The sequence below is a fragment of the Collinsella sp. CLA-ER-H4 genome (assembly GCF_040092395.1).
Lineage (GTDB): Bacteria > Actinomycetota > Coriobacteriia > Coriobacteriales > Coriobacteriaceae > Collinsella.
The window spans coordinates 23,435-37,087 of sequence record NZ_JBBNLQ010000014.1 but is presented as its reverse complement, the minus strand read 5'-3'; the positions used below and the strand labels follow the sequence as shown (position 1 = coordinate 37,087).

9 protein-coding genes are annotated in these 13,653 nt (G+C 56.7%); 3 read left to right on the top strand and 6 right to left on the bottom strand.

Annotated elements, in window-relative coordinates; all coding sequences use genetic code 11:
- Nucleotides 1-145 precede the first annotated feature (145 nt).
- The gene (locus AAAX34_RS08395; RefSeq protein ID WP_349110853.1) at nucleotides 146-1,288 is read left to right on the top strand and encodes a diguanylate cyclase; all 1,143 of its coding nucleotides are present in this window, start codon (nucleotides 146-148) and stop codon (nucleotides 1,286-1,288) included.
- A 112-nt stretch (nucleotides 1,289-1,400) separates the two neighbouring features.
- Here AAAX34_RS08395 and AAAX34_RS08390 read toward each other — a convergent pair whose 3' ends face one another.
- Complete coding sequence (locus tag AAAX34_RS08390) at nucleotides 1,401-2,336, bottom strand: DMT family transporter (RefSeq protein WP_349110851.1); 936 nt, start codon at nucleotides 2,334-2,336, stop codon at nucleotides 1,401-1,403.
- 99 nt (nucleotides 2,337-2,435) lie between these two features.
- Nucleotides 2,436-6,182 (bottom strand): phosphoribosylformylglycinamidine synthase, encoded by a 3,747-nt coding sequence (locus tag AAAX34_RS08385; RefSeq protein ID WP_349110849.1) that lies wholly within the window; start codon nucleotides 6,180-6,182, stop codon nucleotides 2,436-2,438.
- A 184-nt stretch (nucleotides 6,183-6,366) separates the two neighbouring features.
- On the opposite strand from AAAX34_RS08385, the gene AAAX34_RS08380 reads away from it, so the two are divergent.
- Nucleotides 6,367-7,929, top strand: a complete 1,563-nt coding sequence (locus tag AAAX34_RS08380) for a cation:proton antiporter (RefSeq protein ID WP_349110846.1) — start codon at nucleotides 6,367-6,369, stop codon at nucleotides 7,927-7,929.
- Nucleotides 7,930-8,355: 426 nt separating this feature from the next.
- Entirely contained in the window at nucleotides 8,356-9,597 is a 1,242-nt protein-coding gene (locus AAAX34_RS08375) for a Fic family protein (protein ID WP_349110844.1), read from the top strand.
- A 127-nt stretch (nucleotides 9,598-9,724) separates the two neighbouring features.
- Here AAAX34_RS08375 and AAAX34_RS08370 read toward each other — a convergent pair whose 3' ends face one another.
- The 4 genes from AAAX34_RS08370 to AAAX34_RS08355 are packed head-to-tail and all read right to left on the bottom strand — an operon-like array spanning nucleotide 9,725 to nucleotide 13,642.
- Complete coding sequence (locus AAAX34_RS08370; protein WP_349110843.1) at nucleotides 9,725-11,206, bottom strand: hypothetical protein; 1,482 nt, start codon at nucleotides 11,204-11,206, stop codon at nucleotides 9,725-9,727.
- Nucleotides 11,203-11,862 carry a TIR domain-containing protein gene (locus AAAX34_RS08365; RefSeq protein ID WP_117774097.1) on the bottom strand — a complete coding sequence of 220 codons (660 nt, stop codon included), beginning with the start codon at nucleotides 11,860-11,862 and terminating at the stop codon, nucleotides 11,203-11,205. Before AAAX34_RS08365 ends, AAAX34_RS08370 begins: the two co-directional genes overlap by 4 nt.
- Nucleotides 11,862-12,536: a hypothetical protein gene (locus tag AAAX34_RS08360; RefSeq protein WP_349110842.1), complete on the bottom strand. Its 675-nt coding sequence runs from the start codon at nucleotides 12,534-12,536 to the stop codon at nucleotides 11,862-11,864. The genes AAAX34_RS08365 and AAAX34_RS08360 overlap by 1 nt, the downstream gene beginning before the upstream one ends.
- Nucleotides 12,536-13,642, bottom strand: coding sequence for an SPFH domain-containing protein (locus AAAX34_RS08355; RefSeq protein ID WP_117774286.1), 1,107 nt, complete (start codon nucleotides 13,640-13,642; stop codon nucleotides 12,536-12,538). The genes AAAX34_RS08360 and AAAX34_RS08355 overlap by 1 nt, the downstream gene beginning before the upstream one ends.
- Nucleotides 13,643-13,653: the final 11 nt, after the last annotated feature.

Sequence of the window (13,653 nt, the reverse complement as noted above, 5' to 3'; positions counted from 1 at the left end):
TTGAGCGCCCGAACGAGAGCTGTCTTGCAGTGACGTTCGGGCGCTCTGCTATTATTCCCCTTACCCCTGCGGAGAAAGGGGCGTTTATTGCCCAGACACGAATCGGGCGATTCTGACCACTTGGATATTGAAGGGAGGGCGTCTAGTGGTTAAGGCACTCAAGATTGAGATATTCCTGCTATGCATGATTGTTCTTATCGGGCTTGCCGTACGAAGCCGTCGCTCCCTGTTCTCGAGCACCCAGCAGCATTTGTTTAGCATGCTGGGCTACACGTCTGCTGCCTACATTTTCTTCGATATGATCTGGACGCTTTCGGATGGTGTGGACGGCACGTTGGGCATTGCAGCCAACTGGATTTCCAACGCGGTTTCGTTTTCGCTCTTCGCCATCGCGTGCCTCATTTGGTTTATCTATTCCGAGACGATGCAGGGCTCTCACCTTGTGACCTCGCGCTATAGGGTGGTGCTTGTAACGTTGCCTACGGCTCTGGTGGTCGTGCTGGCTTTTACCAGTTACTGGACGCACGCCCTGTTCTATATCGATTCGCAGGGCGTGTATCGTCGCGGCTTTGCCTATATGATCCAGCCCATTGTCAGCTACTGTTACGTTATACATACGTCCCTGCATGCGTTTGTGCAATCTCGCAGGGTCGAGAGCCTGCAGACGAAGGCTATCTATCGAACCTTAGCATTTTTCGCCATTCCGGCCCTGGTGGGCGGTACCTTTCAGATCGTATACTCGGTGCCTGGCCTTTGTGTCGGCATAATGATTAGCATGTTGCTGCTCTATATCATCTGCCAGGAGCAGCTCATCTCGACCGACCCGTTGACTGGCCTCAACAATCGCAACCGTTTTGAGACCTATATGCTGTCGCTCTTCTCAAATGTGGATCAGGCCGAAGATGTGTATCTGCTCATGATGGACGCCGACGGCTTTAAGCAGATTAACGATCGCTATGGGCATGTGGAGGGCGACCACGCTCTTCAGGTCATATCTGCTGCGCTCAAAGAAGTCTGCTCGGCGTCTGGTGGCTTTATCGCACGCTATGGTGGCGATGAGTTCGTGGTGCTCCAAAAGGCAGCGGCGGAACAGGACATCATAGACCTGTGTTCGGCGATTGACGACGAGCTCGCTCGTGCCGAGGTGCCGTATGCATTGCGGATGTCCATCGGTTACGCGCGGGTCGGCGATAGTGTCGATACTTGGCAAGACTTACTTCGCGCTGCCGATGCGGAGCTCTACCGCGTCAAGGCCGAGAAAAAGAAAGCCGGCGTTCAGGTACGCTAGAAAAATAGGGGCGCACGACCGTATTGATGGTCGTGCGCCCCTTTTGCGTTGGCGGGATTAGTAGCGGCTGTCGAAGATGTGCCTCGTCTTTTTCTCGGAACGAGGCAGTTCGCTAGGCCTTTTTGGGCTTATTTACGATGATGATGCCGCCGCAAACCAACAGCAGGGCAACGATGACAGTAGCGGGGCTCGTGCCGGCGCCCTCGCCGAGCAGCAGCGCGCTCAGCAAAACGCCAAAGACCGGGTTCATAAACCCAAAGACCGAGACGCGGCTGACGGGGTTGACGGCAAGCAGGCGCGACCACAGCGAGTAGGCGACCGCGGAGATGAGCGCCATGTAGATGATGAGCGCGATGGCGGGGGCAATCGCCGTGGGGGAGAGCGCGCCACCCATCAAAAAGCCGATGGCGGTGAGGACCAGGCCGCCGACCAAGAACTGCCACCCGGCAAGCAAGACGCCGTCATGCTCGCGCGAGAAGATGCCAATGAGGCAGGTCGACAGGGCGCCCGCAACAGTGGAAGCCAAGATAAATCCCTCGCCGTCGAGCGTAAAGCCAAAGGTGCCGTCCGCACCCGAAAGGTTGACGAGCGCGACGCCGGCAAAGCCCAACACGCAGCCGAGCACCTTGGCCGTATTGAGCTTCTCGGTGTGAAACGCCAGGGCGGCAAAGAGGATGGCTAGGAAGTTGGCGCTGGCCTCGATGATGGAGCTCGACATGGCGCTGGCGCGCGAGAGTCCCAGGTAGAAAAAGAAGTACTGCCCGATAGTCTGGAAGAGCGACAAGACAAAGATGGGTTTGATGTCGCGCGCTTGCGGTATGAGGGGGCGGCGTTGGGCCGCGCTCATCCCAACGATAACCAGGGCGCCGGCAAGCGTAAAGCGTAAACCTGCAAAGAGCAGCTGCGAAGCGCTATCGTGCGCTGGGATACCAAAGAGTGCGTAGCCGATCTTGATGCAGGGAAAGGCCGATCCCCAGAGTGCACAGCAAACAAGACAGCCCAGGATGAGTCCGGGCAGGGTGGCGAGATACGGCTTGCGGCTTTCCATGATGTCCTTCCTGTATGCGCGAAGCAAAAAAGAACCCGCCACCGGGGGTGCCGGTGGCGGGTGTTGTTACCCGAGGGGATTGTACCCGATGGGAAAGCTTTAGGCGAAGTAGGCTACGCCGCTCTCAAAGATCGGCATGAACTTATCGCCGGGGACATGCTCGGGCACGTTGCGGTACAGGTTGTCGCCGCGACGCTCGGCATGGCCCATCTTGCCCAGGACGCGGCCGTCGGGGCTCGTGATGCCCTCGATGGCGAGTGCGGAGCCGTTGGGGTTGACGGAAAGATCCATGCTGGGCTTGCCGTCCTCGCCCTCGTACTGCGTGGCGACCTGGCCGTTGGCGATCAGCTGGGCGAGCACTTCGTCATTGGCGACAAAGCGGCCCTCGCCGTGGCTGATGGCGACGGTGTAGGGGTCGTCCAGGCTGCACTGCGACAGCCACGGGGACAAGTTGGACGAGATGCGGGTGCGCACCAGACGGCTCTGGTGGCGACCGATGGTGTTGAACGTCAACGTGGGCGCATCGGGCGTGGCGTCGACGATGTCGCCGTAGGGCACCAGGCCGAGCTTGATCAGGGCCTGGAAGCCGTTGCAGATGCCCAGCATCAGGCCATCGCGGGCCTTGAGCAGGTCGCGGACTGCCTCGGTGACCTCGGGAGCGCGGAAGAACGCCGTGATGAACTTGGCGGAGCCGTCGGGCTCGTCGCCGCCCGAGAAGCCGCCGGGGATCATGACGATCTGGCTTGCACGAATGCGGCGGGCAAGCTCATGGGTGCTCTCGGCGACGGCCTCGGGCGTGAGGTTGTTGATCACGAAGGTGTCGGCCTCGGCACCGGCGGCACGGAAGGCACGGGCGCTATCGTACTCGCAGTTGTTGCCGGGGAACACGGGGATGATCACGCGCGGGCGGGCGATCTTGGCGCCGCCGTACACGTGGATATTCTTGGCGCGGAAGTCGATGGTCTCGACCTCGGGGGTCTCGCCGGCGCTGCGGTAGGCGAAGACGCCCTCGATGCCGCTCTCCCAGGCCTCCTGGAGCTCGGCGAGCTCGATGACTTCGGAGCCGGTGTCGATGACATAGCCCTCGACGGTGGTGCCCAGGGGCTCGACGACAACGCCGTCGGCGACCTCGGGCAGCTCGGCATCCTCGGCGAGCTCGACGACAAAGCTGCCGTAGAGCGGGGTGAAGAGGCTCTCCACGTCTACATCCTCGGCAAGCTCGATACCGATCTGGTTACCGACGCACATCTTAAAGAGGCTCTCGGCGCCGCAGCCGTAGCCGGGCGTGGAGATGGCCAGGGCGTTGCCGGTAGCAGTGAGCGCCTCGACAGCGTCAAACGCGGCGAGCAGCTGCTGGGCGTCGGGACGGTAGTCCTCGCCATAGGTGGCGGGGGCGATGCGGACGACGCGGTGCGTGAGGCCCTTGAACTCGGGCGAGACGGCGCGGGCGGCCTTGCCCACGGCGACGGCGAAGCTGATCAGGGTCGGCGGGACGTTGAGCTCGCCGGCCTCGTCCTCAAACGAGCCGCTCATGGAATCCTTGCCACCGATGGCGCCGGCACCCAGGTCGACTTGGGCCATGAGAGCGCCCAGGACGGCTGCCGTGGGCTTGCCCCAGCGCTCGGCCTCGGTGCGCAGACGCTCGAAGTACTCCTGGAAGGAGAGATAGGCGCGCTTGTGCTCAAAGCCGGCAGCCACGAGCTTGGCGATGGACTCGACCACGGACAGGTAGGCGCCAGCAAACTGGTCGGCTTCCATCAGGTAGGGGTTGAAGCCCCATGCCATGGCGCTTGCCGTGGTGGTCTCGCCGTCCACGGGGAACTTGGCGACCATGGCCGAGCTCGGGGTGAGCTGCGTCTTGCCGCCAAAGGGCATAAGCACGGTTGCGGCACCGATGGTGGAGTCGAAGCGCTCGGAAAGGCCCTTGTTGGAGGCAACGTTGAGGTCGGTGACAAGCGAGGTCATGCGCTCGGCAAGCGTGGTGCCGGCCCAGCTGGGCTGCCACACGCTGCGGGCGCACACGTGGGCGACCTGGTGCTTGGGCGCGCCGTTGGAGTTGAGGAACTCGCGGGATAGGTCGACGATGGCGACACCGTTCCAGGCCATGCGCATGCGCGGCTCGGCGGTAACCTCGGCGATAACGGTCGCCTCCAGGTTCTCCTCGGCGGCGTAGCCCATGAACTCCTCGACGTCACCGTCGGCGACGGCGCAGGCCATGCGCTCCTGGGACTCGGAGATGGCGAGCTCGGTGCCGTCCAGGCCGTCGTACTTTTTGGTCACTGTGTCAAGATCGACATACAGGCCGTCGGCAAGCTCGCCCACGGCGACCGAGACGCCGCCGGCGCCAAAGTCGTTGCAGCGCTTGATCAGACGGCAGGCGTCGCCGCGGCGGAACAGACGCTGGAGCTTGCGCTCGACCGGGGCGTTGCCCTTCTGGACCTCGGCGCCCGAGGTCTCGATGGACTCGGTGTTCTGGGTCTTGGAGGAGCCGGTGGCACCGCCGATGCCGTCACGGCCGGTGCGGCCGCCCAGCAGGATGATCTTGTCGGTGGGGGCGGGACACTCGCGGCGCACGTGGTTTGCCGGGGTAGCGCCCACGACGGCGCCGACCTCCATGCGCTTGGCCACGTAGCCAGGGTGATAGAGCTCGTTGACCTGGCCGGTGGCAAGGCCGATCTGGTTGCCGTAGCTGGAGTAGCCGGCGGCGGCAGTGGTTACGAGCTTGCGCTGCGGCAGCTTGCCCTCGAGCGTTTCGGACACGGGGACGGTGGGGTCGCCGGCGCCGGTGACACGCATGGCCTGGTACACGTAGCTGCGGCCCGAGAGCGGGTCGCGGATGGCGCCGCCCACGCAGGTGGCGGCACCGCCGAAGGGCTCGATCTCGGTCGGGTGGTTGTGGGTCTCGTTCTTAAACAGGAACAGCCAGTCCTGGTCCTCGCCGTCGACATCGACCTTCACCTTGACGGTGCAGGCGTTGATCTCCTCGGACTCGTCGACATCGGTCATGACGCCGGTCTTCTTAAGGTACTTGGCGCCGATGGTGCCCATGTCCATGAGGCAGACGGGCTTGGCGTCGCGACCGAGCTCATGGCGCATCTCCATGTAGCGGTCGAAGGCCTGCTGCACCACGGCGTCGTCGATCGTCACGTCATCCAGGACGGTGCCGAAGGTGGTGTGGCGGCAGTGATCGGACCAGTAGGTGTCGATCACGCGGATCTCGGTGATGGTGGGGTCGCGATCCTCATCGCGGAAGTACTGCTGGCAGAAGGCGATGTCCGCCTCGTCCATGGCAAGACCGCGCTCGGAAATAAAGGCGGCAAGGCCGGCCTCATCGAGCTCGCGGAAGCCGTCGAGCACTTCGACGGGCTGGGGCTCGGGGGTCTCCATGTACAGCGTCTCGGGCAAGTCGAGCGAGGCGATGCGCGCCTCGACGGGGTTCACCACGTAGTGCTTGATGGCCTCGATGGCGGCTTCGTCCAGAGCGCCCGAGATCATATAGACCTTGGCGGAGCGCACGGCGGGGCGCTCGCCCTGGCTGATGAGCTGCACGCACTCGCTGGCGGAGTCGGCGCGCTGGTCAAACTGGCCAGGCAGGAATTCGACGGCAAAGACGGCGCCATCGCTTGCGGGGAGCTCGTCGTAGGTCACATCGACCTGGGGCTCGCTAAAGACGGTCGGCACGCAGGAGCGGAAAAGCTCCTCGTCGATGCCCTCGACGTCGTAGCGGTTGATGATCCTCAGGGCCTCGATGCCCTTGATGCCGAGAATCTCGGTCAGCTCGCCCTTGAGCTGCTGAGCCTCGACGTCGAACCCGGGTTTCTTCTCCACGTAGATACGAGAGACCATTGGTTCCTGCCTTCCTGATCGGTTGGGCGTACGGTACGGTATGCGGCAGCGGTCGGTTTACGGGGCAAGCCTCGCGGTCGCCTTGAGCCACATGTTTGTAAACCTCACTATGATACGACAGCTCGCGGCGCGTTGAGGACGGCGAGGGTGCTACAGTGGGGCTCAAACAAGAGAAAGGCATCACATGGCATTCGTTTCGCTCGCCATCATCGCACTCGTGGCCTTTGCGAGTCCTTTTATCGCCTCGGCGATTCCCGGAAAACCCGTTCCCGAGACAGTCTTTTTGCTCGTGCTCGGCGCGGTGCTGGGACCCCATATGCTCGGCGTCATCCATGTAGATGCCGAGGTCTCGCTTGTGTCCGAGCTCGGCCTGGCCTTTTTGTTCCTGCTTGCCGGCTTTGAGATCGACCCCAAGAGCATCACGGGCGTCGAGGGGCGCTACGGCTTGGCGACGTGGGTCGTCACGTTTGGTATCGCCTGGCTTGCCGTGCGCTTTACCCCGTGGTTCTCGGTCAGCCATTTCGACGGTATCGCCGTGACGCTTGCCCTCACTTCTACGGCGCTCGGCACGCTCGTGCCCATCATGCGCGAGCGCTCGCTCACTGGCACGCGTGTGGGCGACTCGATTCTCGCGTATGGTACCTGGGGCGAGCTCGGCCCTGTGCTCGCCATGTCGGTGCTGCTGTCTGCCCGCACTGGCATCCAAACGCTCGTAATCCTTGGCTTGTTTGCGGTGGTTTGCGTGTTGCTGGCCGTGGTCCCGAGCCGCTCCAAGCGCGTCGGCAGCCGCTTCTTTGCGTTTGTCGAGGAGCGCGCCGATACCACGTCGCAGACCTTCGTGCGCCTGACGGTGCTTATCCTGGTCACGCTCGTGGCGTTCTCGGCTGTCTTTGATCTCGACATCGTGTTGGGTTCTTTTGCCGCCGGCTTTGTCCTGCGCTATATCATCCCCGAGGGCAACCATACGCTCGAGACCAAGCTCGACGGCCTGGCCTACGGCTTTTTGATTCCGGTGTTCTTTACCGTATCGGGCGCAAAGATCGACCTGACGGCCGTGGCGTCGCGCCCGGGTCTGCTCGTGGGCTTTATCGTGGCGTTGCTGATTATTCGTGCCGTGCCGATCCTTGTCTCTATGAGCATTTGTCCTGCGACGCGCGATGTGTCGGCGTATGGCCGCATTACCGTGGCCCTGTACTGCACCACGGCGCTGCCGATCATCGTTGCCGTTACGAGCGTTGCCGTCAACGCGGGCGCGCTGTCGCAAGACATCGCGTCGGTTATGGTCGCTGCCGGCGCCATCACGGTGTTCTTGATGCCGCTGCTCGCGCAGCTCTTCTACCGCGTGGTCGATGCCGCGCCGGTCGCCGCCGTGGCAGAAGTTGCCGAGCATCCATCCGATGCGCTCGACATCCTGCGCGCCCATCACGATTTGGCGAGTCTGCTCGCACGAGAGCACGAGCTGCTGACTTCGCATGGCCATGGTCGCGCATTCGAGGGCCTGCCTACGCTCGATACGATTGCCGAGCGTCTTTCCGCCGAGGCGGCGAGCGGCCACATCGATGCCCGCATCGTGGACGCGGCGCATCTTCTTGCCGATAAGACCTATGGTGATGAGGTTGACCCGTCCGAGCTGACTCCGCGCGAGCGCCGTCGCCTGGAGCGCGCCAAACTCGCCGTGCACGAATACCGCCGCCGCATGCTGGAGCTCTATGCAAGAGAAGAAGCCGAGGACGACGACGGCAAATAACGAGATGCTTCCCTAGGGGAAGCCGCGTCCCGCTTTAAAGACCCGAAACGGGACGCAGTTTCCGGAACAAGGCCCTTTGCGAAAGTGCATCCCGGAATAGACGCTCAGAGCGGGACATAGTTTCCGCGAGAAGCCCGTTGCGGAAAGTGCGCCCCATTCTGAGCCGAAAATCTGGGATGCAGTTTCCTTTTCGAACAGAAGAAGGCGCGCTGCCTGCTATTGATGCAGGCAGCGCGCCTCTTGCATAAAGCTCTGCTGAGGTTTGAAATTAGCTCGTTATCTATGTAAATAAGGAAACCTTAATTCCCAATACTTCAAATTCTGAAATTAGACAATGCATTTCTTGAGTCTTAATTGCAAATATCGGATTAATTCGAAATAATGAAAGACGATTAAGCTATTTGATTTCAAAGGAGCGATGAAGCGATGGCGTACAAGACGCTCGAAAAACTCTTTTATGCAGATTCAAGCTCCGATCGTTATGCTTGCCATGACGAGCTGCTGCACGAGCGCCTTACTGCCGACGGCACGGTGCGGACTGGAATTCACCTTGAGCATGGTGAACTGTTCGCTTGTGTTCCTTTGAACTTGTCCGTTGCTAGCGAGCGGATCCTCAGAAAAGAGCGAAAGATTTCCAACCTGTGGAATAGCTTGCCTTATGTGGCTTTGGGGGCCTCGATTCGTTCGCTGGTGCTTGAGGAGGTTGTTTTCAGCAACGAGATGGAGGGTGTGCACAGCACGCGGCGCCAGATTGAAGCGGCGCTGGAGTCTGCGGAGGATGCTGCGGCCGAACTTTGCGGTGCCGCCGAAAAGGAGCACACTCCTTTTATTGAATTCGCTCGCCTCTACCTTCAGCTGGTGGATGGTTCAAGTCGTCCCGGCAAACCCGAGGATATCCGCGAGATTTTCGATGCCGTCACTAAGGGCGTGCTTGACCCGAAGGACCGTCCGGATGGCAAGATGTTCCGTTTGGGTCCCGTTGTGATTGAGAACAGTCGGGGCAAGATTCTCCATCAGGGTGTTTCCTCGGAGCCCGAAATCATTGACCTCCTTGGCAAGATGATAGAGTTGAGCAATCGCGAAGATGTCCCAAGCCTCTATGCAGCCTCAATCTGCCATTTTCTCTTTGAGTATATTCACCCCTTCTATGACGGTAACGGGAGAACGGGGAGATATCTTCTCGCGTTGAGCCTGAACGAGACGTTGTCGCAGCCTACGGTGTTGTCGCTCTCCAGGACGATTGCTGAGAATAAAACCGCATATTACAAGGCGTTTGACGTGGTGGAGAGGCCCCTTAACGGTAGCGAGGCTACTCCGTTTGTTGCAATGATTCTTGATTTGGTCGAGCAAGCGCAAGATGCCGTTCTGAGCGATTTGGCCGAAAAGCGCGTACAACTCGATGATCTCAAGCGGGCGATCGATGAGCTCGACGATACGTTTACCGAAAGGGCAAAAGATATTCTGTTTTATGCGGCACAGATGCATATCTTCGGTGCCTTTGGCGAATCTACGCTTGATGGTGTGTCGGGCTATCTCGATGTGAAAAAACCGACAGCGAGTAGGTCATTGTCGAGCCTAATCGCTGCCGGATATTTAGAAAAGGTGTCCGCAAGGCCGCTCGTGTGCAAGATGACGGTGGCGGGACTTAATCTGCTCGGGCTAGAGTGAATATCGGTTATCAGACAAATGAACACTCCGAGCGCTTGCCCGCCATTCCTCCATGGTGTGAAATCGCTCTTATCCCATTGAGGCGCCTTTGAGGTCGCCAATGGACTGTTGCGGCAAGCGGTGAAAGCTATGATTCAATTTCGTTTGACACGTACGCCAGGAGTTCATCGTCTAAGGCCTTCAGAGAGTTCTTGATTTCCCGCCTGCGCTCGCGAGCCTGTTCGATTTTTGCATCACATTCTCGTTTTGCCTTGAATTCGAACGGGCTGAAAAAGGAACGTCTGCTCTTAAGCTCTCGAAGTTCGTTCCCCAGCCGGTCAAATTCATCTTCGAGCGCTTGTTTTTGCGTCTTTTTAACAGGATTATCTAACCAGTATTTGGCTTGGAGCTCTGCTTCTTTTTCAGCGCGCTCACGTTCCTTCTTCTTCTCGGGGTCGTATTCGTCACGCTTTGCCATGTCCTTTTCTAACTGTTCTCTCCGAAGCTGCTTTGCCTCATCGCTAAGGAAAAAGCCGTCGTTTGTTATTTGTTCGCTGGAGTGTCCGTAGTATCCGTAGTATCGGCGATTTGTTCGAACTTTGATACATAGCTCCTCGAGACTGCACAATATGCCCCAGCATCTTAAGAGCATCTCGTCTGTGGCAGCACCTTGTTTAGTGACTTCATTGTCAAAGAGGTCGATAGCTAAGCGAGCCGCTTTTATGCAACTATCGTACGCATCTATGCATAGATCAAAAGCTTCTTTTTCGTTGTCATAGTCGAAATCATCTGTCGCGTAGTAATCAAATACACGGACCTTGTTCCACCGTTCCGACCATGTGGAGCAGCCGTTGACCGCAGACTTTAGGATCGTGATTGCAGCATTGTAATACATTGATGAAATGTTGCGCGCTGCAAGACCGGAAAGGTCTTCGGTAAGGGCGCCGAGGAGATCTTCGATATTCTCGGGTATCTCGGCACTCTCCCCCTGCTCTTTGCTGAGCCTCTTTACGGCAGCCGTTTGTAATTCGCACACGGCCTCTATATTTTTCCATTGGAGTTCACGCGACTGTAGGTGACGAATGAGCCCCGATTGAATTAACTCTAGATTCTTCGCATTCGGTAGATTTGCAAGTTCCTGGCAGAAATAGTCTATCTCAGAGTTTGCGATAGCTCGCAAATGCTCAATGAAACCTATCGCTATGTTTAGCGCGGTGTTTATCTCATCAAAATCTGATGGGGCTCGATTTAGCAGCTTTAGCATATTAATGCATGCTGCATTTGATTCCGACAAGCGATCGCTGACAAACGTGAGCTGCCAGTCTATCGCTTTTGCCTTTATTGACCATGCCTCGGCGTTCTTAAGATCAATCTCGAGGGCCATGGAGGCATATTTCTCAGCATCAGCGTTGTTACCGGCTTTTTGAGCGGTTCTGGCCAAGGCGAGATATCGATCGACATCTTCAGTGCGGTCTGTTTTCACTGTGCCTTCGACTTGGACAACACCTTCGACCATCATTTTCTTTGCGGTTTCAAGCGTATATTTCATTCCACAGCTTTGACAGACGAAAAAGTCTCCATCCTTGATAATCTCTGTGCTACCGCAGAGCTCGCATTGTAGCGCTTTCATTTCGATTGCTCCATTTCATACCCCTTGCTGTTCATTTCCCGTATTAGTTTCTGCTTTATCTCAAAAACGTCTTCCTTGTAAGGGAGATATAAGATGCCGTTTATATCGGACGGTTTTTCTATTGGTGGGTCGGCTTCTTTGAGAAGGATCGCGGTCCTAGACCTGCCGAATTTCATCAGTAGCATCCCAAGCTCCAAAACTACGTTCTGGCGAGCTCTTGGCTGCGGTCGATCCTGTTTATTCTTTGGATAGCCTATATCGTCCGGGGTCATAAGTACTATCCCGAAATTAGCGCAAGGGATGTATTCCATTAGTTGTTCGATTACTGTTCGGCCCCCTATAGGCTGATTATCGAGAAAAATAGGCTCTAGATTTAACTCTTCGAGAAGACGTTGGAGTTGGTTTCGTGCGGTTTTATCGTGGCCGTAAACAACGAAAACTTTGTTGTTTGGTTCATCAATGATTTCATCTTCGATGGCTTTTCGGACCTGATCAGCGTTATTTCCTTGACAAAAGAAGCCGCCGCTGTCGTAGACATATACGGCTGTTCCACTCTCGAGCTTTATTCGATAGCCAATAGTTTTGTATCTCCGGGTCGTTTTTACTGGAATTTCTTTTGAAATAAGAAGCGAGATTAATTTATCCTTATCGATCATTAGCTGTCCTTGCTTGCTTTAACCAGTGCTGCTCTTTGCCTTATCAACGAAGTCATGCGCAATATTTTCGAGTTCGCGCCTTCGATATCGTTTGATTCGATTGATTGCGATAGATCACGAAGTACGCTCGATATTTCGTCTTCAACTTGAGCGCTTGTTTCACAACTGGCGGGGTCGGCAAGGCTTGAAGTTTCCAAGAGGCTGGTCATTGATGCACGCAACTCTGAAGGTGATTCATCTAGAAGCAGTCTTAGCTGAAGTTCAAGGTTCTGCATGGATTGCGATTTGCTTGAAATTTGGTTTTCAATGGTAGATGCGTGAGATTCGGAAGCGCCTGTTGCGAAGAGCGTGGCTGTCGCAGCGCTTGCTAGCAGAAAACTGAGAATTGGAATTGCTGGAAGCGCCTCTGTTTTTAACGCGGACCCTAGTATGCCTAGCAACAATTGGACTGCAAACGATACGCCAATAACAAGTATCTTTGAGATACCAAATATCTTAAGATTCTTTTGGGGTCCAAATAACAAGGTTGAAACCACCAGGGCGAGCATGACCAAAGAGAATGCGCTCTCAATCCAAAAAGTGGTTGAGGGTCCAAATAAAAGTATTGTCACGCTTTCGATAGCTATGAAGAGGGCTACGGGGATTGCTGCAATATATGCCTGTGTGTTCTTCATTATGACCTCCGTGCTCCGCACTCGGGACAGAACTTCTCGGTTCCAGAGAAGCGATATCCACATTCGGAACAGAACTTTGCAGCACTTTGCTGCGAATTGGTATCCGCAGGGATGGGCTGCGTCGCGGACGTGCCGGTGGCTTGTGAGAGTGCATCGGTCATAACTGACCCCATGGTTCCGCCGACACCGGCCATTACGCCCAGACCAATTCCCATGTTTGCGTATTCGCCAGTCGCTTCGTTTTGGGCCATCTTTTCGGCAACATCGAAGCTGCGTTCCTGTTGATAGGTATAGCCTTCGATTTGCCGTTTTTCTGCGCGTGCTTTTGCGGAGATTACGGTGCGCTGCGCCGCAGTTTCTTGTTCGATAATGCTGACCTGTTGTTTTATCTGTGCTTCGCGTACGTCGGCATATTGCTTGAAATGGAGGTCCTTAAACTTCTCGTATACCGGATCACCTTCGGGTTTGACGATGGCGGTGACCAGCATTTGCGTTAATGAGAGGCCGTATGCGGCAAAGTCGGGAAGCAGTTTGTTCTTAAGCGAGTCGGATAACTCTTCAAGGTGTGCATCAAGTTCGAAAATGGAGAGTTTTTGTTCGGTAATTACTTGTGCCAGATGAGTTTTTACTCGAGTTTGCAGGAAAGCTTTGAAATAACTGATCAGCTTGTCCTGGGAGAGCAAAGCTTCGGTTCCAACAAGCTTGAGAAGGAGCCTGCGGGGCTCTTTTACAGCAAGAGCCATCTCTCCGGACGCCCCGAGCGAGAGCGGAAATCCATAAGTCGGTTCCATGAACTGAATCTTGGAATTGGTTCCCCAGCGGATGCCCATCTGCTCGATGAGGTTAACAAAGTAGACTTCTGAGTGAAACGGGCTGACACCACCGGTCGTTATCTTCGAAATGCCGTTCAGTAACGGTAGATTTTGAGTCTCAAGTTCATGCCTGCCTGGTCCAAACGAATCCAGGGCCTGTCCATTAAGGAAGAAAATTGCTTCTTGGGTCTCGTGAACAATGAGTTGCGAGCCCGTATTGAAGTCTTCTGAGGGGTGTTTCCAGATAAAAGTTTGGTTATTGCCCTCATATTTAATAACATCCGTGATGCTCATAGTCACCTTGT

Bases quoted from the DNA above. Each gene is read 5' to 3' on its own strand.
- AAAX34_RS08380 (WP_349110846.1), top strand. From the start codon at position 6,367: ATGGCATTCGTTTCGCTCGCCATCATCGCACTCGTGGCCTTTGCGAGT.
- AAAX34_RS08385 (WP_349110849.1), bottom strand. From the start codon at position 6,182: ATGGTCTCTCGTATCTACGTGGAGAAGAAACCCGGGTTCGACGTCGAG.
- AAAX34_RS08355 (WP_117774286.1), bottom strand. From the start codon at position 13,642: ATGAGCATCACGGATGTTATTAAATATGAGGGCAATAACCAAACTTTT.
- AAAX34_RS08375 (WP_349110844.1), top strand. From the start codon at position 8,356: ATGGCGTACAAGACGCTCGAAAAACTCTTTTATGCAGATTCAAGCTCC.
- AAAX34_RS08390 (WP_349110851.1), bottom strand. From the start codon at position 2,336: ATGGAAAGCCGCAAGCCGTATCTCGCCACCCTGCCCGGACTCATCCTG.
- AAAX34_RS08360 (WP_349110842.1), bottom strand. From the start codon at position 12,536: ATGAAGAACACACAGGCATATATTGCAGCAATCCCCGTAGCCCTCTTC.
- AAAX34_RS08370 (WP_349110843.1), bottom strand. From the start codon at position 11,206: ATGAAAGCGCTACAATGCGAGCTCTGCGGTAGCACAGAGATTATCAAG.
- AAAX34_RS08365 (WP_117774097.1), bottom strand. From the start codon at position 11,862: ATGATCGATAAGGATAAATTAATCTCGCTTCTTATTTCAAAAGAAATT.